Origin of the sequence: Peptoniphilus sp. KCTC 25270 (assembly GCF_021012875.1) — a bacterium.
Classification (GTDB): domain Bacteria; phylum Bacillota; class Clostridia; order Tissierellales; family Peptoniphilaceae; genus JAJMZJ01.
This window is the reverse complement of the sequence record NZ_JAJMZJ010000001.1, coordinates 278,810-300,370: the sequence shown is the minus strand read 5'-3', so window position 1 is coordinate 300,370 and position 21,561 is coordinate 278,810. Positions and strand designations below refer to the sequence as shown.

The window sequence follows — 21,561 nt, the reverse complement described above, 5'->3', positions numbered from 1 at the left end:
AGTTGGATTGCGACTTAGAGATACTTCTATTATAAACCCTACATCCCAGTAACGTCAATTTATGGATAGAACAATTTCAGTGTCTTTGGTAAAAAATTTACAAAGTCAGAAGCAATCATTCCATTCATGGAAAATTCTTCCTTTGCCAGATCTCCTGCCAAGCCATGAACATATACGCCAAGCCTTGCTGCATCAAAAGGAGTGAGTCCCTGCCCTAAAAAGGTAGAAATCACACCCAACAAAACATCCCCAGACCCAGCAGTAGCCATTCCAGGATTCCCGGTTTTGTTTTTATAGATTTTCTCCCCGTCTGTTACCAACGTTTTGGAGCCTTTTAATACCAATACAACCTGATGATTTTTCGCAAAATCCTTCGCTATTTTTTCACGATTTTTACGAATTTCCTCTACAGGAATCCCCGATAAACGGCTCATTTCCATTTCATGAGGCGTTAAAATCGTTGCATTTTTCCGTTTTCTTAGAAGATGCAAATCCTTAGACAAAAGATTCAATCCATCTGCATCGATTACCAAAGGAACCTCGCAATCCATGGCATTTTCAAGACGCTCTTTTGCAAGAGAATCCGTCCCCAATCCTGGGCCAATTCCAATGGAATCCATTTTACTTAATTCGTTTTTTTCCTGTTCTATCCCTTGAAATGGCTGTAAAATAGGCTCTGTTAACCGCAAAGATAGTTCACGGGAAATTTCCTCTGTACAAAAAACAAAACAATAGCCAGCCCCTGTTCGCATGGCACTTTGAGCGGATAAAATAGCCGCGCCAATCATTCCTTCCCTACCTGAAACCATTCCAATTTTTCCACGAGAGCCTTTGTGATCGTCCTCTTTGGGATAAGGGAATATTTCTAACATTTCCTGTGGAATGTTTTCTTTCTTATGGAAGTTTATTTTCTTCGCTATGGCTACGGCATAGTCTTTCTCATGGCTAATGGAAACCAAAAATCGATTCCCTTTCCATATTCCATAAACTCCACCCTTGGAACTCCTTAGAATTTCAATTTCTCTTATTCCCATTTTTCCCATTCCCAATTCCGTAGATTTTACTATGGCCTCTTTGGCAGCGTAACGCCCGGCTAATTTTTGAGTGGTTATACCCTCTTCTGTAAGTTCTTTCTGTTCTGTTGCACTAAAAACCCTTCTTACAAATTTTTCTCCCCATCGATTCCATAACTTCTCAACTCTTTTGATTTCTACTATATCGATTCCAATCATATAATCTCCTTAAAAAAAGCGTCCCGAAGGACGCTTATTGGATTATTCTTTCGATTTCATCCGAAATCGCTCTACCCTTAAATTCTTCTCGTAACAAATCCATATAAAGAACGTCACGATATATTCCATTTACAAAGCGATGCTCTCTTAGACGCCCCGCTTCCTTAAATCCGATACTTTCATAAAGATGCATTCCCCGAGCGTTTCCATCCACAACCGTCAAGTAAATACTATGAAAGTTCAATGTGCGGAATCCAAATTCCAGCATAAGTTCCAAGGCTTCTCTTCCAAATCCTTGATTTCGTTCTTCAGACTCTCCAATAGAGATCCCAATTTCTGCTGAGCGACCAATGGAGCTTATATTCATAAATTCCACAAGTCCAATAATTTTTCCCGTTTCCATTTCATGGATTCCCAATTGAACGGTGTCTTCTAGATCTTGAAAATACTCCGCTTCCTTTTCCCGATTCATCACCATGGAAAACGTCCCTGTTAGAACACTCATTTCCATATCGTTAATGAATTGGTGAAAATAAGAAATTTCTTCTTTTTCAATGGGCGACAAAAAAATTTTTTCCCCTTGAATCTTTTTAATCATTCTCCTGCTCCTTTGGCTTGGCAAAAATCATTTTGCCCGCAGCCGTTTGCAACACAGAAGTTACCAAACAATCTACAGTTTCTCCAATCAAATCATATCCATTTTCTACTACAACCATGGTTCCATCATCTAAGTAAGCCAAACCTTGTTTTGCTTGATTTCCTTCTTTTACAATGGTAATCGCCATGGATTCCCCTGGAATGACCACAGGTTTTACTGCATTGGACAGTTCATTAATGTTTAGAACCTGTATCCCTTGAACGGATGCCACTTTATTTAAGTTATAATCATTGGTCACAATTACACCATTTACATCCTGAGCCAATTTCATAATCTTTGAATCCACTTCTGGAATATCGTCGTAGGTTTCTTCAGAAATCACAATTTCGCTATTTCCTTCTTCCTGCATACGCTTTACAGAATCCAACCCGCGTCTTCCGCGCGTTCTCTTTAAGCTATCGCTACTATCGGCAATGTGTTGCAATTCATGCAAAACAGAAATAGGAATTAGCAATGGACCTTCTAGAAATCCTATTTTTTCGATTTCCACCACTCGGCCATCAATAATAACCGATGTGTCCAGAACTTTTGGCACGGCTCGAATATTATTTTTCAACGCCTTCTTTTCACCGGAAAAACCAGGAAGGTTAATTTCTTTCACAGCCGTTGTAATCTCTCCTCTCTTGCGCATCATGATTCGGATTCCTAAATATCCTAAAATCATGTAGACAAGAAGGGACAATAAACTACCAATGACAGGCAAATCTAGACGATAAATCGGTATGGAGATTAAGTAGGCTATAAAAATTCCAGCTACCAACCCTACCGTACCCCAAATTAAATCCGAGGCAGGTCTATTTTGCATTTCCTTCTCTGCTACATTTACAAAGTTGAAGATAAGTTTTATTAATACTCTAGATAGCAATAAAAAAATAAGTCCGAATAAAACAATAATAGCTATCTGAGCCACTAAACCTATCGTGTGTCCTGTAAATTCCGCAAAGAAGTCTGTCTTTTTCATGAAATTTACAATTACGTATCCTATGGCCAATCCCAAAAAAGTAAAGATTGTCCGGAATAGAATCGTAATCCACTTTTGGGTTCTTATGATTCTTCCTCCTTCTCTAAAACACCGCTGTTTTGGATGGCTGTATCTACACATTTTGTGATTTCTGCAAAAGTAGAATCATAAACCAATACCATCTCAGAAATGATGATTTGACGAGCTGTATTGAGCATTTTTCTCTCACCAGTAGACAAAGATTTTTGTAAATCTAAGTATTCTAGATTCTTTACAACCTCTGCAATTTCCGTCAACTCTCCACTTTTTAACACTTCTTGATGGTGTCTATACCTACGATTCCAATTTCCAGGCATCGGGGCACGGTTAAAATTCTTAAATACTTCTACCACTTTGTCCATTTCTTCTTTTGTCATAATATCTCGAATCCCTACATCATTCATATGTCCAACAGGCACCATTACTTCCATGTCATTAATTGGCATTTTAAGAATGTAATATTCTTTTTTTTCGCCTAAAATTTCTCGAGTTTCAATATCCTTGATAACTCCAGCGCCATGAATCGGATATACGATTCGATCCCCCACGTGAAACATACCATACCTCCTTAAACAGAGCTATAACGAACTAACTTCATTATAGCACAAAACAACAAAGATATAGGAAAAATTATTTATTTTATCATACCTTTTCTATAGAATCAATATATATAATAAAAACTCTCTCGAAAAAATAGAGTTTTTTCTTTCCATAAAAAAAGAGACTGGAAATCCAGCCTCTTTTCTTTTATTTAGTCAATCGCTTCTTTTTGCGCTTTCACTTTTTTGTATTCCTCAATTAATTTTGGTAATACTTTGTTAAGGTCTCCAACGATACCTAAATCAGCAACGTCAAAGATTGGTGCGCTTTCATTTTTGTTTACAGCGATAATTAAATCAGATTCTTCCATACCAGCCAAATGTTGGATAGCTCCTGAAATACCCATAGCGAAGTATACACCTGGGCGTACAGTTTTACCAGTTTGACCTACTTGACGGTCTTTTTCAATCCATCCTGCATCAACATTTGCACGAGAAGAAGATACTTCTCCTTCCATTAAGTCTGCAAGTTCTTGAAGTTTTTCGAACCCTTCTGGTCCACCTAGACCACGTCCACCAGATACCAATACGTTAGCTTCAGTGATATCCATTTTTTTCTTTTCACTCTTAGATACTTCGATAACTTTTACGTTCATATCTTCTTCTGTGAATTTGATATCTTCAACAATTACTTCACCAGTTAATGAAGTATTGTTTTCTAATGGAGTCATAACGCCTGGACGTACAGTGGCCATTTGTGGTCTGTGATTTTCACAAACGATAGTAGCCATTAAGTTACCACCAAATGCTGGACGAGTCATCATTAGGTTCTTTGTTTCTGGATCAATATCCAAACCTGTACAGTCCGCTGTCAAACCAGTGTGGATACGAGCTGCCAATCTTGGAGCCAAATCACGACCGATTGAAGATGCACCGTACAATACGATTTCTGGATCGTATTTTTTGATGATTTCAAATACAGCTTTTGCATATGGTTCTGTAACATATTCTTTTAACATTGGATCTTCCACTACGATTACTTTGTTTGCACCGTGGTGAATCATTGTTTCTGCAAGTTTTTCAACTTTTTCACCTAAAACAACGGCAACGACTTCTTGGCCAAGATCTTTCGCCAAATCATTTGCTTTACCGATTAATTCAACAGAAACTTTTTGTAATTCTCCGTCTCTTTGCTCTGCAATGACGAAAACATTTTTACTCATTTATTTCACGCTCCTTGTCTGGCAATCTTTAGATAATAAACTTTTCTTCCAACTTGGAGATGATTGCTCTTGCTGCTTCATCAGCAGAAAGATCAGTCAACAATACACCTTGGCCCTTGCCTTCTTTAGCATAGGATTTTTTAACCTTAGTTGGAGAACCTTTAAGTCCAATATGGTCTACGTTTAAGTTCTCTTTAATATCATCCAATCCCCAAACTTTCATTTCAGCATTGTAAGAATCATAAACGCCACCAACTGTCATGTAACGTGGTTCAGCCAATTCAGCCAAAGTAGTTACAACACATGGAGTTTTTACTTCTACAATGTGATAGCGATCTTCAAATTGACGTCTAACATGGATTGTGTTTTCGTCTACTACTTTAACATCCTCTGCATAAGATACTTGTGGTAACCCCAAATGCTCCGCAATTTGAGGACCTACTTGTGCAGTATCTCCATCAATCGCTTGACGACCAGCAATCACTAGATCGAAATCAATGTTTCTCAACGCACCAGCAATAGTAGTTGATGTAGCCCATGTATCGGCCCCACCAAAAGCACGGTCAGTAACAAGAACACCATCATCAGCTCCCATAGCAATGGCTTCACGGATAACTTCTTCCGCTTGTGGTGGTCCCATGGAAAGGATTGTTACCGTTGAATCAGGATTTTCGTCTTTAATACGTAAAGCTGCTTCAATACCGGCTTTATCATCTGGATTGATAATACTTGGAACGCCATCACGAATCAACGTGTTGGTTTTTGGATCCAAGCGTACTTCTGTTGTATCAGGAACTTGTTTTACACAAACAACTATTTTCATTTTACATAAACCTCCTATTACTTAACACCCATCCAGCCAGAAACAACCATTCTCATTACTTCAGAAGTTCCTTCATAGATTTCGGTAATCTTCGCATCTCTCATCATGCGTTCAACAGGATAGTCTGCAGTGTAACCATATCCACCGAACAATTGAACAGCACGACGTGTTACATCAGATGCAGTTTCAGCGGCGAATAATTTAGCCATAGCAGCAAAATGTCCATAAGGTTGTCCCTGTTGTTTTTGGTCAGCTGCTTGGTATACCAATAGACGAGCAGCTTCTGTTCTAGTTTGCATATCAGCTAGTTGGAATTGAGTGTTTTGGAATTGAGAAATTCTGCGTCCAAATTGTTTTCTTTCTTTTGTATATTGAACGGTTTCGTCAATAGCACCTTGAGCAATACCCAAAGCTTGTGCAGCGATACCAATACGTCCACCATCAAGTGTCTTCATAGCAATAGCAAACCCTTTACCTTCACGGCCTAGCATTGCGCTCTTTGGAACACGTACATCTTCAAAGATTAATTCGCAAGTGGAAGATGCGTTGATACCCATTTTCTTTTCTGGTTCTCCCACACGGAAACCAGGAGTTCCTTTTTCTACGATAAAGGCAGAAATACCTTTTGTACCTTTTGCTGTACGATCTGTAATTGCAATTACAATAAATACATCCGCAAACCCTGCGTTTGTGATGAAAATTTTTGTACCATTGATAATATAATCATCGCCATCAGCTACCGCTACAGTTTGTTGGCCAGATGCATCTGTACCAGCATTTGGTTCTGTTAAACCAAAAGCACCAATTTTCTTACCGCTTAATAGGTCTGGTAAGTATTTTTGTTTTTGTTCTTCTGTACCATTTTCAAAAATTGGAGCACAGCACAAAGAAGTATGCGCAGATACAATTACCCCCGTACTTGCACATTTCTTTGAAAGTTCTTCTACTAACATAGCATAAGCTAAGTAGTCTCCACCTTGTCCACCGTACTCTTTTGGGAATGGAACGCCAAAGAATCCAGCTTTCGCCATTTTCTTAACGTTTTCCATTGGTACTTCATGACTTTGGTCAATTTCAGCTGCAATTGGCTCTACTTCATTTTCCGCAAATGCGCGATACAATTGACGTAAGAGTAGATGTTCCTTGTCCATTGTAAAATCCATTTCAAATCCCCCTTATTCTTCAAATAAAGATTTGCATTAATAATAAACTGTCTTGTGAAAGGATCCTTTCCCCTAAAAATAGGCAATACATCCTTTCGATGGCTCTCCTAACTTTTATTATAATGCTTTCAAAAATAAAGTAAAGGGTAAATTGTTTATTTTTTCACTTTTTTGTTAAATTTTCGATTATTGAATAATGTATATTTTATATTGCTCTTTTTCCCTGTTTTTTCCGTCTATTTTTAGGATTTTACCTATAAAAAATACACCTAGTTTCCTAGATGTATTTCAAAATTTCTATTTTTTCTAAAGGGAAAACATTTTTTTATACTTGCTTTGCGCAGTTCAATTGGATCAGTGCACAAGTTATGTCATCGATGGGTTCTCCGTAAACAAAAGACCGTAAAGAAGAATCTAGCTCTTCAAAAAAATGTTGTGTATAGGTTTCAAAAATTTCTTTTAGCCTTTGAATCCCAAATTCGATTCGGTCTATATTTTTGTATTCTACAATTCCGTCAGTGTATAGCAAAATCTGCGATTTGTCTTTTAGTTGTATCGTTTCGGCCTCGTATTTATGTTCTGAGAATAAGCGATTGATTGGATAGCCTGAGGCTTCCAAAAGAGTGATGTCTTCTCCTTGTTTTACCATTGGTGGGCAATTGTGCCCTGCGTTTGTATAGGTAAATTCCTTGGTTTTTCGATTGAATACTCCATAAAATAATGTAAAATAAATTTCTACGCTTAATCCTAGTTGCAAAAATCTTTTGTTAAGTTCTTCCATTGTTAAAGCAGGATTTTTTAAGATTTTTTTCTGCATATTTCGTAGAGTTTGAAAAATAAACATGGTCGTCATGGAAGAGGAAAATCCATGACCTACTACATCTGCTATGTATAATGCTATATGATCTTCGTCAATTTCATATACATCAAATACATCCCCACTTAATGCGCTAGCTGGTCGATATAAGTAGTTTAGATCAATTCCTTTAATGGAATTTTCTGTTGGAAGCAGAGCTTGCTGAATATTTCGAGCCGCTTGCATTTCTTCCATTAAAGATTTGTTTCTTTCAATTAGCTCAATTTGTAATTTTTTTTCGGTGCTTTTGTTTCGAAAAACTTCAATGGCACCTATAATACTCCCATTGTCCCCAAAAATAGGGTTGGTTTTTACGGAATAATAATCCTCTCCAACCGATTCTTCTCTCTGGATTACTTCTCCAGTGGAAAGACATCTTTCTGTGATACGCATATCACAGAAACTGTCTTGTCCCTCTTCTTGGTCCATTTCACATACAATCAAATTGGTATTTCCTGAGAAAAATTTTTCCATAGCATCGTTAAAATAGACTACTTCATTGTCTTTATTAACAATGCGAATCATATCCGCAATACCGTCTAAAATTTGAGTATTGAGCTTTTCATGATTGACAAGTAATCCCAAACGTTGCACTTTCTTCCTCCGCTTATTTATCTTCTCTAATAAATAACTCTCTTTCAAAATTTACTGAAATTTTTTCTGCTTCACAAGCTCTTGCAAAAGCATAAATTGTGTCAGCTAGACGGTTTACGAATTTTTTCACCAATGGATCCACTTCTACAATGCGATCAAAGGCTACAATTCGTCTTTCGGCTCTACGGCAAATGGTTCTTGCCAAATGCAAGTGAGCGGCAGCTTTGCTGGTTCCATTGATTACAAATCCATCAAATTCTCCTGCAATGGCCATATATTTATCTACCATTTTTTCTAAAACAACAATGTCTTCTTCAATGATGTGATGGCGTACAAAAGATTGGTCTTCAGTTGCTAAATTCTCGTTAACTACAAATAACTTGTTTTGAATTCCGCGAATTTCTCCAATCATCACTTCATCGTCCATATAGTTGACAGCTACGCCTAAGGCCGCTCCCAACTCATCTACAGTACCGTAGCTTTCTACACGAGCGTCGTCTTTTCCTACACGTACTCCGTCGTACAAGGAAGTGGTTCCTTTGTCACCTGTTTTTGTATAAATTTCCATATTCCCCTCCTATTTTTTCTTATTGTTTGTATATCGTGGTTTTGGACCATAATATTGATAATAATCAACTTTTATTCGTCCATTATAGAGTTTCCGTTTGCGATTGGCCTTTTTACCAAATTCTTTCTCAAAATTTTCTTGAGAAGTAATGATATAGTAAGACCACGTAGGCAAATCTCGAGCCAGCTTGCCCAGTTGCTGATTTAAGAGCTTCACTTGGCTTTCCTCTTCAATACGAATCCCATAAGGCGGGTTCGTAATCAATACCCCATATTCATCGGCATAATCAATTTGGGCAACATCTTTCACAAACAAACGAATGTCATCTTCTAAACCAAGATGTTCTATATTGTGTCTTGCACTTTCAATGGCTTTTGGATCAATGTCTGAGGCAATAATTTCCAATTCTTTGTCCCAAAGTATTAATCCATAGGCTTCTTGGCGAATTTCTTTCGTTCCAATTTCTTTTTCCATGGGCCAATATTCAAAATCAAATTTTCGATTCAAACCGGGAGCGATATTTCGCCCAATCATAGCCGCTTCAATGGCAATGGTTCCCGACCCACAAAAAGGATCGGCTAAAACACGATCGCTGTTCCAATAACTTAACTGCACAAGACCTGATGCTATCGTCTCTGTAAGAGGCGCCTTTACAGATCTTTGACGGTATCCTCGATCATGAAGCCCCGCTCCAGAAGTATCTAGATAAATCGTTGCTATGTCATTTTTAATTCGAATTCCGATTCGAAATCTGGCCCCATTTTTTTCAAACCATGTTTGTCCATAAGCTTTGGACATTTTATTTACAATGGCTTTCTCCGAAATTCTCTGAATATCTGATAAACTAAAAAGTTTTGATTTTTGGCTTTTAGCTTCAGTTATAAAGTTTGCTGTTGCCGGCATAATTTCGTCCCATGGAATTTTCGAAACTCCTTGAAACAATTCCTCAAAACTCTTTGCTTCAAAAGTAGAGAGAATGAGATGCACTCTTTCAGCCGTTCGCAACCAGAGATTTAAGCGAGCAATATCAGGATACTCTCCAGACATGGTTACCAGCCCATCTTGAACGGTAACATTCTGCATTCCTAGTTGAATGGCTTCTCGTTTCAATACCGCTTCCATTCCAAAATTTGTGATGGCTTCTAAACGTATCATATTCCCTCCTTAATCTTAATTATACTAAAAGGAGAAAAAAAAAGAAATAAATCCTTAGAACTTTGGTGGGATTTATTTCTTTTTGAATGATTGACGATAGAATTAAAAAGTTTTGGGTATAGTTTAATTGAAAGCCAAAGTGACTTTTAATCATTATTATATTTGGAGGGATTTAGATCATGAAATTAACAGAAACAGTAAAAAGTGGTGACTGGAAAAACGAAAAACACGTACCAGTACTTCATGTAGAAAAAGTTGATGGTGCATTTAACATTCGCGCTATCGTTGGAGAAGAAATTGAACATCCTAATACATTAGAACATCATATTGGATGGATTAAAGTGTTCTTCCAACCAGAAGATTTCAGTGCTCCTGTGGAAGTTGCTTCTCAAGTATTCTCAGCACACGGTGAAGGCGAACTTTTCTCTAAACCTGAAGTTTTTGCTACCGTTAAATCAGAAAAAGGCGGAAAAGTATTTGCATTGTCTTATTGCAACATCCACGGTTTGTGGGAAAATGCAGTAGAAGTATAAATTTAAGAACTCGGAGCCTTCGGGCTCCTTTTTTTATGAAAAAATAGGTTTTTCTTCCTTGTAGTGATACAATAAATTTTATAATCACGTAAAGAAATAGGTGAATTTATGGATCATAAACACAAAATTTCCGTTCGAAACCTTGTTGAATTTGTTCTTCGTTCGGGAGATATTAACGCGAGTTTCCTCTCCAATCGTAGAGCTTTAGAGGGAATTCGACTCCATCAGAAAATCCAAAAATCCTATCCTTCCTCTTTTTCCAAAGAGGTTTTTTTGCGTTGGGATTATAAAAAAGACGAGAGAGAGCTTACCATTGAAGGAAGAGCCGATGGAATCTCCTATAACGAAGATCGCTATCTTATTGATGAAATTAAATCTACCCAACACCATTTGGAGGATTTGGAAGAGAAGTCCAATCCACTTCATTGGGCCCAAGTAAAATTTTATGGATGGATGCTCTGCCATATCGAAAAGCAAAAAGAAATCGACCTGCAACTTACATACATTCATTTAGAAACAGAGGAGACTCTTTCGCTAAAAGAAACCTATACTTTGGAAGAGCTGGAGAATTTCGTCGATTTTGTTATGGAAAAATACTGGAATTTCCAAAAACTTCTCTATGATTTCCGAGAGAAGAAACAAATTTCTCTACAAAATTTGTCTTTCCCTTTTCCTTCTTTTCGAAAAGGTCAGAGGGATTTGGCGGTTTCAACCTATAATATGATTCAACAAAAAGAAACATTATTTGTTCAAGCTCCTACTGGCATTGGAAAAACCATGGCCACACTGTTTCCCGCTATAAAATCTATGGAATCGGATTTAACTCAGTTGATTTTTTATGGAACGGCCCGTTCTACCCAAAAATCTTTGGCCAAAAATGTGCATTCTCAATTAAAAGAAAAGGGGCTTCGAATAAAATCTGTTGTTTTAACGAGCAAGGAAAAAATTTGTGCCAATGGAGAAGTTCGGTGCAATCCAAAGGATTGTCCCTATGCCAAAGGACATTTTGATCGGGTTTTTGACGCCTTAATCGAATTGTATGAATCAGAAGATATTTTTGATTTTGAAACCCTTTCTTTGTTTGCAGAAAAACATAAGGTCTGTCCTTTTGAATTGCAATTGGATCTAAGCGATTATTGCGATTTGATCATTGGGGATTACAATTATATTTATCATCCCCAAACTTCTCTAAATCGCCTTATGGAAAATGAAAAGCGTATGAAAGGAACTACATTACTAATGGATGAAGCTCATAATTTAGTGGATCGTAGCCGTTCTATGTTTTCTGAATCCTTATCCAAAGAAAGCATCTTAGAAGCTTTGGCTTCTTCTTCCCTTTCAAAACGGTTGAACCAAACTCTTACCCATCTTTTTGAAACCGTCGATTCCCTTATTTACGGATTTTCTTCTCTCTACAAAAAATTTCCCTTTCCTTTGGAACAGGCTTTGGAAGAATCTCGATTTGCCATGAATGATTTTCTTTCCAATATTGAAGAAGAACCTTCCGACGCTTTGCTGAATCTATATTTTTCTATTTTGCGTTGGGAAACGCTGCTTTTGTACTATCAAGAAGATTCCTTTGTTCTCTATTCTGAAAAAGAATTGGAACGCCTTTCCCTACTGTGTCTAGATCCAAGATTTCCCCTGGAACAAATCAATGAACGTTTTGGAGGAATTGTGTTTTTCTCTGCGACTCTTCAACCTTTCTCTTACCATAAATATATGTTGGGAGGTAAAGAAAAGGCACCCGTTTTGGAATTGGAATCCCCTTTCCCTAAGGAAAATTTCAAAATTCTTCATCCCCCATCCATACCTACTACCTACCAGTATCGAGAATCTTCTCTAAAGGACGTTAGCCAATTTATGAAAGAGTTTACTGAGGCAAAAAAAGGAAACTATTTATTTTTCTTTCCTTCTTATGCCTATTTGGATTCCGTCTTTGAAGAAAACCAATCTTGGGATTCCTATGGAAAAAAACAGACACCCCATATGGATGAAAAAGAGCAAAAGGAATTTCTCTCTGCTTTTTATGGGGAGGAACCGGTCCACGGCTATGCCGTTTTAGGAGGAATGTTTTCTGAGGGAATCGACTTAGTGGGAGATTCCTTAATCGGTGTTGTCGTCCTTACCATCGGTTTGCCAGGGTTAAGTGTAGAAAGAGATTTAATCAAAGAAAATTTCAACGAAAAAGGATTGCCTGGCTATGACATCGCCTATACAATCCCTGGTATAATAAAGGTGGCTCAAAGTGGCGGCCGCGTTATCCGTTCCGAAAAAGATAAAGGACAACTCCTTTTAATCGACCAACGCTTTGCCCGAAGAGATATTTTTTCTCTTTTGCCCCATCACTGGAAGATAGAGCCCATTGGAAATATAGAAGAAATGAAAGAAAATATAGACAATTTTTGGAGGTAATTATGAGTTTGAATATTTGTTTTGTAGAACCTGAAATCCCATTTAATACAGGAGCTATTGCTCGTACCTGTGGTTTGACCCATACCAAGCTCCATTTGGTCCGTCCTCTCGGTTTTTCTACCGATGATAAATACCTAAAGCGAGGCGGCTTGGATTATTGGCATTTGGTTGATATTACCTATTACGACTCCTTTGAAGAAGTACAAGAGAAAAATCCTGAGGCTACCTTTTATTTTGCCACCACAAAAACCAAGAGAAAATACACCGACTGCCAATACAAAGATGGCGACTTCATTGTCTTTGGGAAAGAAACCAAGGGACTTCCTGAAGAATTGATTCACGCAAATGAAGAAACCTCCATTCGCATTCCTATGTTAAAAGACTTTGGTCGCAGTCTAAATCTTGCGAACTCTGCCAATATTATTCTATTTGAAGCTTTGCGTCAATTGGATTTTCCAGGATTAGACTAATGGATATTCTCGCTCTTCTTTCTATCTCAAAGATTCGAGAACATTTGCCTTCTGAGTTCTCTTCTATGGAAATTTTCTATACGGAAAGCATTGATTCTACAAATACCGCCTTAAAGTCTCTAGTAGAAAAAGAATCGCCCACCTTCCCCATTCTTTGGGTTTGTGATCACCAATCTTCTGGGAAGGGAACCCATGGCAGAAGCTTCTTTTCCCCTAAAAACTCTGGACTTTATTTTTCCCTTTTTTTACCCTATGCCTTTAGGAATTGTCTGGGAGATTTATTAACCATTCGTGGAGCCGTTGCTCTTCAAAGAGCTCTAGAGACATTCGTTTCTGATCCCATCCAAATCAAATGGGTGAATGATTTATATGTGGACTCAAAAAAAGTAGCCGGAATCTTAACGGAAATGGTTCAAGACAAATCCGGAATAAAAGGGTTTGTTATGGGAATGGGAATTAACTTTTCTCAACCGAAAGAGCCCATTCCCCCTGAATTAAATCCCACTTTCGGTTTTTTGCATCCACAAGTGGATCGAAATGTCGCATTGGGAAAGATTTTACCAGAAATTTTCCACTGCCTTTCCCTAGATTCCGAAGAAATCCTCTCTGTTTATCGGAAGAACAATGTGATTCTAGGAAAAAAAGTCCAATTTTCCATTCACAATCAATCCTATATTGGTTTTGCCAAAGAAATTGACTCTAAGGGCCATTTGCTTGTTGAATCCAACGGAAACATTTACACCCTATCTAGTGGACAAGCTACCATTTTATGGGAATAATTTATCCTTAACAATTCATTGACATTCTTATTTTTTTGCCTTATAATAATATACTGTAGCCAATTGGAGAGATGGTTGAGTTGGTTTAAGGCGCTCGCCTGGAAAGCGGGTATACGTTAATAGCGTATCGGGGGTTCGAATCCCCCTCTCTCCGCCAGTAGAAAAATTTGCCATGCTAGATGGGGAGTTAGCGGCACCCTGTACTTGCAATCCGCTACAGCAAGATTGATCGCCGGCCCCGAATATATTTTGTGTGGTCTGCCTCGGAAAAGTGGCGTTGAGAATTGGGTCCTACGCAATGGAAGCTTGTGAATCGTGTCAGGTCTTGACGGAAGCAGCACTAAGCAGGTACTTCCATGTGCCGTAGATTCGCCTGATTTGAGTTAACTCTTCGGGTAACGCATGTGAGATATATGCAAAGCCGGTGCATGGCTACATATAAAAAAGCTCTTTGGATATCCAAAGAGCTTTTTTAATGCCTATTTTTTCTTCGTATTTCTTTCCAACGATCCCGAAGAGGCGTTTCTTTCTTTCTTTTCTCCCCTCGCATCCAAGGATGAGAATGGTACATCTTAAACAATACTTTCTTTTCTAATATTTCAGAAGCTTCTTTTTCTAAGGAAAAATCTCGTTCTAACCAAAACAAACGCAAAGGATTCTCTCCTTTTGAAATTTTTTTATTTCCTAAATCCCTCAATAGAAAATCCACAGGGTCTATAATTTGTATCCCTTTTTCTTCCCTCCATGGCGCCAAAAAAGGCTCTATCTCTGAAAAACCCATTCCACCTAAGATGAGTTTTTTCTCATTCCCTGGCCATTTTTCTAAATATTCTTTTACAATATGTCCAACAAAGGGCCTGTGAATCAGCCCATCCATTGCATTGTAATAGAGCAAAGGTGCCTCTAAGCCTTCTCTTTTTTCAAAACCTGTGTGAAAGGCCACCGCCTCTGGGTTTTCTCTGATTGTTTCTTGAAAATAAGATTCCCAATTCCATCCAAGGTCCGTTCCTTCTTTGGCCCAAAAAAAGTCTGAGACATTTAATTTTTCAAAGCGTTCCTTATTTTTTTTATAATATACTTCTAAGCCCTTTTTGTCTCGCAATTGAAAATAATCCAAAGGATCATAAATGCCGTCTATTTCCATGGTAGGAAATTTTGAACGAATTTTTTTTAGTATATAAAATCCCGAACGATCCGAAATTAAAATTCCCAATCTATTCATTCCAATCTCCTTCCCATATGGACGTTTGTATTGCAATCGCCCATTTATCCTTTAACTCTTCAAAAGCTTTTTCTCTAGCCTCTATGGATGAATACAATCCAAATACCGTTGGCCCCGATCCTGTCATGGATGCAAACTCTGCCCCGGAATCATAAAGATTTCTCTTCATTGCATCAATTTCTGGAAACCTTTTTGCGACTCCGAATTCCAAATCATTTTCTGCAAAATCTTGCAATTGCTTCCCATCCATATTTCTCAAAGCTTCCACAATTTTCTCTCGATCCAATCCATCAGAATATTCGCAGATCCAAGAATAAGCCTCTTTTGTAGAAACAGAAAACCCCGGATTCAATAGGATACAAGGAATCGATGGAATCCCATAAAGAAATTCCAAGTTTTCTCCAATCCCCGTTCCAAAAGCACTGTGATTGTACATACAATAGGTAAAATCTGCCCCTAAAGAAGCGACCATTTCCGTTAATTCTTCTATCGTATAATTCAAATTATGAAGTTCATTGAACCCCTTTATACTCGCCGCTCCATCGGCAGTTCCACCAGCCAATCCTGCCCCTACGGGAATCTTTTTTTGAATGGCAATCTTTCCTCCCAAAGGGCTTCCTACCTTTTTTTCAAGGGCGCGAATCGACTTATACATGAAATCGTCTGAGCCAAAATTAGGCCCCTGTATTTCAAATACAGGATTGGGTTCAAAAGATAAATTATCTGCCAACTGAATCGGCAACAAGAGAGTTTCTACCTTATGATAACCATCTTCTCGTTTTCCTAAAATTTTCAAACCCAAATTTATTTTTCCATAAGCTTTTAATTCCATAGCGCCCTCCTATGGAAATTATAACAGAAAACCCTCCCTCCGTCATAATTTCTATTTTGGCAATAAAAAAACTCTAGCCTAGACTAGAGTTTGATTACGATATTTTCATATTGGGCATTTCAACATCATCATCCAAGATTGTCACTTGGACTGTTGAGGTTAAAATGTCTGAATAGGTAAAGGAAACATTTCTATGATTCAAATCTCCATCTACAATATTCACAACAAACAAAGAAGGATAAATGGATTCCAAAACCCCTTTGCGAGTTATAATTTTCTTTCTTCCTCGATTTGCCTTCACAATGACACGTTTTCCTACGTGCTCGGATAATTCATTTTTAATCATTTCCATCTGCGTCATAAGGCCCACCCTTCTAATATCATACCGATAAATCAACTAGTATATATTATATAAGATATCCACCAATTTGTCAAATGAAATTAAACATTTTACACTAATTTTCTTCTTCGGTCAAGGGTATCTTTTTATTTTTTATAAAAAAAGAGAAGAGTTTCCTCTTCCCTTTTTTGTTTCTTTAAGCAGCTTTTTCAACTGGTTGTTCTGCTGGTTTTGTTGTTTCTACTTTTTCCTCTGGAGCAGGAACTTTGTCCTCAATCTCAGCCAATTCAAAAATTACTTTGGCCAATTCAGCACGAGTTGCGTGACCTTTTGGATCAAATGTATTGTCGTCGCGACCTTCCATGATTCCAATTACACGAACCGCTGTTATATATCCTGCAGCCCATTCGCTAATATCTTTTTGATCCGCGAAATCTTCTGGTTGAATTGCTGGAATTGCATATTTTTTGTAAGAGATAAAGCGACCTAAGATTGTAGCCATTTCTTCTCTTGTTACTTCTTGATTTGGTTTGAAGCTTCCGTCATCATAACCTTTAATCAATTCATGTTTTACAGCCCAATCTACGGCGTTAGAATACCATTCGTTTGCTGGTACATCTTTGAAGGCATCCTTTTTCGCATCCGCTTGTGCTTTGTCTTCTCCTTCCAAACGAGCCAATGTTGTTACCAACATACCGCGGCTAATTTTTGTGTTTGGTTCGAAAGTTGTTTCTGTCATACCTTTGAAGTAGCCTTTTTCTACTACATCAAGAATTACAGATTCAGCCCAGTGACCTTTAATATCTGTGAACTTAGGATCTGTTTCCCCTGTTTTAGAAGCCGCTACAACACGATCTTCTACTTTTGGAGAAACGATTTTTGCTTTTTCAATATAGTTTGCTAATACTTCAGATAACAATGGGTATTCAGACAATTTTTTCGCTGCTTTGAACATTTCGTATCCGTCGCCACCAATTGCCATAAAGTCATTGGTTACCAGTGTATACGTTTTGTTCAAATCCAAAGCTTGTCCTTTTACCATAACATCAAATACGCGACTACCTGCTGGTTGTTTTTCATCGTATTTGAAAGTCATTCCTGCAACATGTGGGAATTTTCCTACAACTTCAGGAGCTTCGTTTACACCAAATTCTAAAGCATCTTTAATGATTTGGCCTGTTACTTCTAATTTTACTGGGTAGTTTGTAAATGGGAAAGAAGTTAAGATTTCGCCCATTGTAATATCACCCTTATCAATAGAAGCACGAATTCCACCACCATTTGTAATAGCAACATCTGCGCCAGAAACATCTAACATTGCATCTGTCAACAAGTTACCTAAGTTGGTTTCTCCTGCACGAACGTGCTCACGTACTCCGTCCAATTCCACTGCTGTTGATCCTACCACTTTTTCCAAATATGGTTTGTTTGATTCTTGAATCGCAGAAATCATAGCAAGGATTTTTTCATTTGGAGTAATGTTGTTGAAGAAATTGTAATCTAAAACTTTACCAGATTTTGTAACTACTTCACCATCTTTTACTTGAAGTTTTACTTCGCCGACTTCTGTCATTTGTCCACCAGTTTGAACAATCAAAGTATCTTTTACCATTTTTCCACTTGGCAAAGAAGTATGAGAATGTCCATCGATGATTACATCGATTCCTTCCACTGCTTCTGCCACGTCAGAAGATTTATAAACGCTACTTTCATCCAATCCTAGATGAGAATTTGCAACGATAACTTCTGCTCCTTGTGCTTTTAATTCTTTTACTTGTTCACGAGCCACTTCAATTGGGTTCAAGAACAAAACGCCTTCTGTGTTCAATGGGTTCGATTTTGTTTTGGTTTCGTCTGTTGCTAAACCAAAAATACCTACTTTAACGCCATTTACGTCCACTACAACATTTTTCGCCAATTCATTGGCACCAGATGTTGTAATTACGTTAGCTGCTAAATAAGGGAAGTTTGCTTTTTTATCCAACTCTTTTAATCTTTCATAACCATAGTTGAAGTCATGGTTACCAGGAGTTGAAGCAACAAATCCCATTTCGTTCATTAAATTAATCATGCTTTCTCCACGACTAATTGTAGCAAAAGTAGTACCATGTACGGTATCCCCTGCGTCAATTAAAATCGCATTTGACAAGCTATCAAAATACGTTTTTAGCTTAGCATAACCAATTTCTTTGTTGTCTGCATTTTCTTCTGCACGACCATGAGCATCATTCGTATGAACGATGGTAATTTCTTTGGTATCGACAGAAGCTGCCATGGCATCTACTGGAACAGCAACAATAGAAAATAACATTGCTACGGCCAATAGTGCACCGGTAAATCTTTTCTTCATTCTATCCCTCCTATTTAATATTATTTACTACCTTTTTATTATAATACATATTTTGGATTTCTTTAAGTCAATATTGTGACACATTAATCAAGCAGAGATAAATAAGCTCCCAAACCTTTCTCTTCCATCTTTTCTTTTGGAACAAATCGAAGGCTGTGGCCATTGATACAATAGCGTAATCCCCCCAATTCTCTGGGTCCATCTGAGAATACATGGCCTAAATGAGTCGATTCTGTTCGCACTTCGGTTCTTCTCATCCCAAATCGGTTGTCTTGGAGTTCCTTAATGGAGCTTCCTTCTACTGGTTTTGAAAAACTTGGCCAACCACATCCTGCGTTAAACTTATCTTTGGAAGAAAAAAGGACCTCCCCAGAAATGACATCTAAATACACGCCTTCCCCAAATTCTTGATCATACTCATGAGAAAAGGGCCTCTCTGTGCCGTTCATCTGGGTAATTTGGTACGTCGTTTCATCCAAAAGTTCACGTAACTCTTCTTTGGTCTTCTTCATTTATACCTCCTCTCTTATTCTATAGATTCCCCTTGGAGGAAAAAAGCACACAAAAATTTCATCTTTAGCGAATTTTTGATCCACAACATGTGCAATAGGATGCATCAGAAGGAAGTAAAAATCCACAATGAGGGCAAGGGATTTTCGTTTCTTCCATTTCAATAATTGTCATCTCTTCTTCCTCGTCCACAGGAGTTCCACAGGCGCTACAAAATTTTGCCTCCTCTGACAGTAGTTGGTGACAATTTTTGCATCGTTTTTCTCCCATATCTCCTGCCTCAAGTTCTCGAAATCGCAATAAATTTTCCAAGGCTTCGTAATCACTGTGCAATTGATCCAATTGCAACAAAATCTCCGCTGAAGAAGTTTCCGTTTTATGAGATTGAGATCGCATTTCTAAATAATATGCTTTCCCTAACTCTGTATATCTTTGAGCCAATTCCATTTCTAACTCTTTAATCTGTAATTTGATTTTTGTCTGTTTTGAAGCTTCTTTTGCACCATGATTTACACGTTTTCCTACATCTTTGGCCTGTTTTGTTAATTCTTCTATTCCTTTTCCAATATTTGTAAATAGATCCATTCCATCACCTCTACTGTAAATATATCACAGATTCCCTCTCTCTTTTAGAAAGTTAGACATATGTTAGAAATTCAATGGATAAATCTTGATTGTTTTTCACCCTTGTTGGGGTATATGAAAAATAACAAAGGAATTTGAAAAATTACTATTTTAGGAGGAAATTATGAGCAAATATACATTGTACGCCGCAACCTATTGTCCTTACTGTAAAAAAGTAGAAGCATTTATTGAAGAAAAAGGATTGGGAGACAAAATTCCGGTAGAATATATTGATAAATCCGAAGAAGCCAAGGAAGCTCTTATTGCTGGTGGAGGAAAGAAACAAGTTCCTTGCTTGAAAATCGATGAAGAGTGGATGTATGAATCCAATGACATCATCAATTATATAGAAAAGAATTTGGTATAAGCTTGTTTCTTACAAGGAAATCAAATATAATAGCATAGGAATGAATTTGTATTAAATAAGGAGGATATAAATGATTACTAAAGATATGTTAATTGGTGATTTGGTACGTCAATACCCTGAAGCCATTCGTACGCTTATGAGCTTTGGTATGGGATGTGTTGGATGCCCTTCAAGCCAAATGGAATCATTAGAAGAAGCAGCCGCTGTTCACGGATTTAGCGTGGATGAATTAATGGCTGAACTTAACAAAATCGAAACAAAATAAGAAAAAAGTCCCTCACCATATGGTGAGGGACTTTTTTATTTAATTTCTAAATAAACTAGCAATCCAGTCAATAAAAGAAGAGATCGCTTCTTTTATATTCATAAGTAAGCCTTGACCTTCTTCACTTCCCAAATAATCTTTTGCTTGATTGGCGGCATCTTTTGCCTTATTCCCCAATTCACTCCAATTGATATCTAAATTTCTTAGACGATCAAAAAAGGAAGTCAACTGATTCATTTGAGAATCGCTTAATTGAATGTTGTACTCGTTGGTAATATTTACGATAATATCACGAACTTCTTCCTTTGACTTTGGAGCTTTTTCTGAAATCGCCACTTTAATATCGTTAATTAAATTTTCGGCCTTTTCATTCCCGATTTGTTCTCCTAAGGAAGAGGTTACTACCAATTCTTCATTGGCTGCCTTTTTCACATCTTTATCCAATACTTCCCCTGTAGAAACCTCATAGGCTTTCATAACCCCTGTAAGAGCCGCTGTACCTGATACATTTACCGGAGCATCTACATAGATCTTCGCATCTTCTACCCCTGCTGTTTCCAAGGCTTGCTTGTACATATCTTCTGTAATGTATCCAATTTTATCTGAAATCTCTACATCGATTCCATCTCCAGGGGCTCCATAGACAATTTTTGCACTGGAGATGGCTTTGCTACCAATTTTACTAGCAGGAACATAATCTCCCAAATATTCATACTCTTCTGCGTTGGTTACCTCTACAATTTGATCCTCTTCTGTCGCATCAAATTTTTTCAGCAAATCGGCCCGTTGTTCTGCCGTAAGATTTTGCCCTAGGGATAAAATTACATCCCCTTCCGCCGCATCTGCAAAAACTGCCGTGGTCATTCCTAATATCAATACTGCCGACAAAGCTGTCGATTTTATCCATCTTTTCATCTTTATTCCTCCTCAAAGTTTCTCCTATCTTCGCAAATCATTATACCACAGGAGAATAATTCATCTTTTATACTATACCCACTATTGAAAATATATTAGAAACTTCTTAGCATTTCTCATAGATTCTT

23 protein-coding genes, 1 tRNA gene and 1 other RNA gene are annotated in these 21,561 nt (G+C 37.6%); 8 read left to right on the top strand and 17 right to left on the bottom strand.

Going from position 1 to position 21,561, the window contains the following annotated elements:
- Positions 1 to 59: 59 nt before the first annotated feature.
- The 10 genes from LQU94_RS01455 to LQU94_RS01410 form a co-directional block, all read right to left on the bottom strand.
- Positions 60 to 1,232 (bottom strand): NAD(P)H-hydrate dehydratase, encoded by a 1,173-nt coding sequence (locus tag LQU94_RS01455; protein WP_230634549.1) that lies wholly within the window; start codon positions 1,230 to 1,232, stop codon positions 60 to 62.
- A gap of 34 nt (positions 1,233 to 1,266) precedes the next feature.
- Positions 1,267 to 1,830: a GNAT family N-acetyltransferase gene (locus LQU94_RS01450; protein WP_230634547.1), complete on the bottom strand. Its 564-nt coding sequence runs from the start codon at positions 1,828 to 1,830 to the stop codon at positions 1,267 to 1,269.
- Positions 1,823 to 2,851, bottom strand: coding sequence for a PIN/TRAM domain-containing protein (locus tag LQU94_RS01445; protein WP_230634545.1), 1,029 nt, complete (start codon positions 2,849 to 2,851; stop codon positions 1,823 to 1,825). Before LQU94_RS01445 ends, LQU94_RS01450 begins: the two co-directional genes overlap by 8 nt.
- An 83-nt stretch (positions 2,852 to 2,934) precedes the next feature.
- Complete coding sequence (locus LQU94_RS01440; protein WP_230634543.1) at positions 2,935 to 3,447, bottom strand: CarD family transcriptional regulator; 513 nt, start codon at positions 3,445 to 3,447, stop codon at positions 2,935 to 2,937.
- A gap of 194 nt (positions 3,448 to 3,641) precedes the next feature.
- A complete protein-coding gene (locus LQU94_RS01435; RefSeq protein ID WP_230634541.1) occupies positions 3,642 to 4,652 on the bottom strand; it encodes an electron transfer flavoprotein subunit alpha/FixB family protein in 1,011 nt (336 codons plus the stop codon).
- A gap of 28 nt (positions 4,653 to 4,680) precedes the next feature.
- On the bottom strand, positions 4,681 to 5,475 hold the full coding sequence (locus LQU94_RS01430; protein ID WP_230634539.1) for an electron transfer flavoprotein subunit beta/FixA family protein: 795 nt from the start codon (positions 5,473 to 5,475) through the stop codon (positions 4,681 to 4,683).
- A 17-nt stretch (positions 5,476 to 5,492) separates the two neighbouring features.
- Positions 5,493 to 6,638, bottom strand: coding sequence for an acyl-CoA dehydrogenase (locus LQU94_RS01425; protein ID WP_230634537.1), 1,146 nt, complete (start codon positions 6,636 to 6,638; stop codon positions 5,493 to 5,495).
- A 325-nt stretch (positions 6,639 to 6,963) separates the two neighbouring features.
- Entirely contained in the window at positions 6,964 to 8,088 is a 1,125-nt protein-coding gene (locus LQU94_RS01420; RefSeq protein WP_230634535.1) for a SpoIIE family protein phosphatase, read from the bottom strand.
- A gap of 13 nt (positions 8,089 to 8,101) precedes the next feature.
- The gene (locus LQU94_RS01415; protein WP_230634533.1) at positions 8,102 to 8,656 is read right to left on the bottom strand and encodes a cob(I)yrinic acid a,c-diamide adenosyltransferase; all 555 of its coding nucleotides are present in this window, start codon (positions 8,654 to 8,656) and stop codon (positions 8,102 to 8,104) included.
- Positions 8,657 to 8,665: 9 nt separating this feature from the next.
- Complete coding sequence (locus tag LQU94_RS01410) at positions 8,666 to 9,811, bottom strand: class I SAM-dependent RNA methyltransferase (protein WP_230634531.1); 1,146 nt, start codon at positions 9,809 to 9,811, stop codon at positions 8,666 to 8,668.
- Positions 9,812 to 9,990: 179 nt separating this feature from the next.
- Here LQU94_RS01410 and LQU94_RS01405 point away from each other — a divergent pair, with 179 nt between their 5' ends.
- The 6 genes from LQU94_RS01405 (at position 9,991) to ffs (ending at position 14,440) form a co-directional block, all read left to right on the top strand.
- A complete protein-coding gene (locus tag LQU94_RS01405; protein WP_230634529.1) occupies positions 9,991 to 10,344 on the top strand; it encodes a desulfoferrodoxin family protein in 354 nt (117 codons plus the stop codon).
- Positions 10,345 to 10,452: 108 nt separating this feature from the next.
- The gene (locus tag LQU94_RS01400; RefSeq protein ID WP_230634527.1) at positions 10,453 to 12,759 is read left to right on the top strand and encodes an ATP-dependent DNA helicase; all 2,307 of its coding nucleotides are present in this window, start codon (positions 10,453 to 10,455) and stop codon (positions 12,757 to 12,759) included.
- Positions 12,760 to 12,761: 2 nt separating this feature from the next.
- Positions 12,762 to 13,229, top strand: coding sequence for a tRNA (cytidine(34)-2'-O)-methyltransferase (locus LQU94_RS01395; protein ID WP_230634525.1), 468 nt, complete (start codon positions 12,762 to 12,764; stop codon positions 13,227 to 13,229).
- Positions 13,229 to 14,008: a biotin--[acetyl-CoA-carboxylase] ligase gene (locus LQU94_RS01390; RefSeq protein WP_230634523.1), complete on the top strand. Its 780-nt coding sequence runs from the start codon at positions 13,229 to 13,231 to the stop codon at positions 14,006 to 14,008. Before LQU94_RS01395 ends, LQU94_RS01390 begins: the two co-directional genes overlap by 1 nt.
- A 65-nt stretch (positions 14,009 to 14,073) precedes the next feature.
- Positions 14,074 to 14,165 (top strand) — tRNA-Ser (locus tag LQU94_RS01385).
- Between the two features lie 13 nt (positions 14,166 to 14,178).
- Positions 14,179 to 14,440, top strand: an RNA gene (gene ffs, locus LQU94_RS01380) — signal recognition particle sRNA large type.
- Positions 14,441 to 14,480: 40 nt separating this feature from the next.
- Here the strand turns inward: ffs and LQU94_RS01375 are convergent.
- The 6 genes from LQU94_RS01375 to LQU94_RS01350 all read right to left on the bottom strand — a co-directional run bounded on the left by LQU94_RS01375 (position 14,481) and on the right by LQU94_RS01350 (position 19,847).
- Entirely contained in the window at positions 14,481 to 15,230 is a 750-nt protein-coding gene (locus LQU94_RS01375; RefSeq protein WP_230634521.1) for a toxic anion resistance protein, read from the bottom strand.
- Positions 15,223 to 16,062, bottom strand: coding sequence for a 4-(cytidine 5'-diphospho)-2-C-methyl-D-erythritol kinase (gene ispE, locus LQU94_RS01370; protein ID WP_230634519.1), 840 nt, complete (start codon positions 16,060 to 16,062; stop codon positions 15,223 to 15,225). The genes LQU94_RS01375 and ispE overlap by 8 nt, the downstream gene beginning before the upstream one ends.
- Positions 16,063 to 16,156: 94 nt before the next feature.
- A complete protein-coding gene (locus LQU94_RS01365) occupies positions 16,157 to 16,423 on the bottom strand; it encodes a Veg family protein (RefSeq protein WP_230634517.1) in 267 nt (88 codons plus the stop codon).
- 175 nt (positions 16,424 to 16,598) lie between these two features.
- Positions 16,599 to 18,752, bottom strand: coding sequence for a 5'-nucleotidase C-terminal domain-containing protein (locus LQU94_RS01360; protein ID WP_230634515.1), 2,154 nt, complete (start codon positions 18,750 to 18,752; stop codon positions 16,599 to 16,601).
- A gap of 83 nt (positions 18,753 to 18,835) precedes the next feature.
- The gene (gene msrB, locus LQU94_RS01355) at positions 18,836 to 19,264 is read right to left on the bottom strand and encodes a peptide-methionine (R)-S-oxide reductase MsrB (protein WP_230634513.1); all 429 of its coding nucleotides are present in this window, start codon (positions 19,262 to 19,264) and stop codon (positions 18,836 to 18,838) included.
- Between the two features lie 64 nt (positions 19,265 to 19,328).
- A complete protein-coding gene (locus tag LQU94_RS01350) occupies positions 19,329 to 19,847 on the bottom strand; it encodes a zinc ribbon domain-containing protein (protein ID WP_230634511.1) in 519 nt (172 codons plus the stop codon).
- 163 nt (positions 19,848 to 20,010) lie between these two features.
- On the opposite strand from LQU94_RS01350, the gene LQU94_RS01345 reads away from it, so the two are divergent.
- Together LQU94_RS01345 and LQU94_RS01340 are read left to right on the top strand one after the other, a co-directional pair.
- Positions 20,011 to 20,253, top strand: a complete 243-nt coding sequence (locus LQU94_RS01345; protein WP_230634509.1) for a glutathione S-transferase N-terminal domain-containing protein — start codon at positions 20,011 to 20,013, stop codon at positions 20,251 to 20,253.
- A gap of 70 nt (positions 20,254 to 20,323) precedes the next feature.
- The gene (locus LQU94_RS01340; protein ID WP_230634507.1) at positions 20,324 to 20,518 is read left to right on the top strand and encodes a DUF1858 domain-containing protein; all 195 of its coding nucleotides are present in this window, start codon (positions 20,324 to 20,326) and stop codon (positions 20,516 to 20,518) included.
- 39 nt (positions 20,519 to 20,557) lie between these two features.
- Here LQU94_RS01340 and LQU94_RS01335 read toward each other — a convergent pair whose 3' ends face one another.
- The gene (locus LQU94_RS01335; RefSeq protein ID WP_230634505.1) at positions 20,558 to 21,433 is read right to left on the bottom strand and encodes a DUF1002 domain-containing protein; all 876 of its coding nucleotides are present in this window, start codon (positions 21,431 to 21,433) and stop codon (positions 20,558 to 20,560) included.
- Positions 21,434 to 21,561 lie beyond the last annotated feature (128 nt).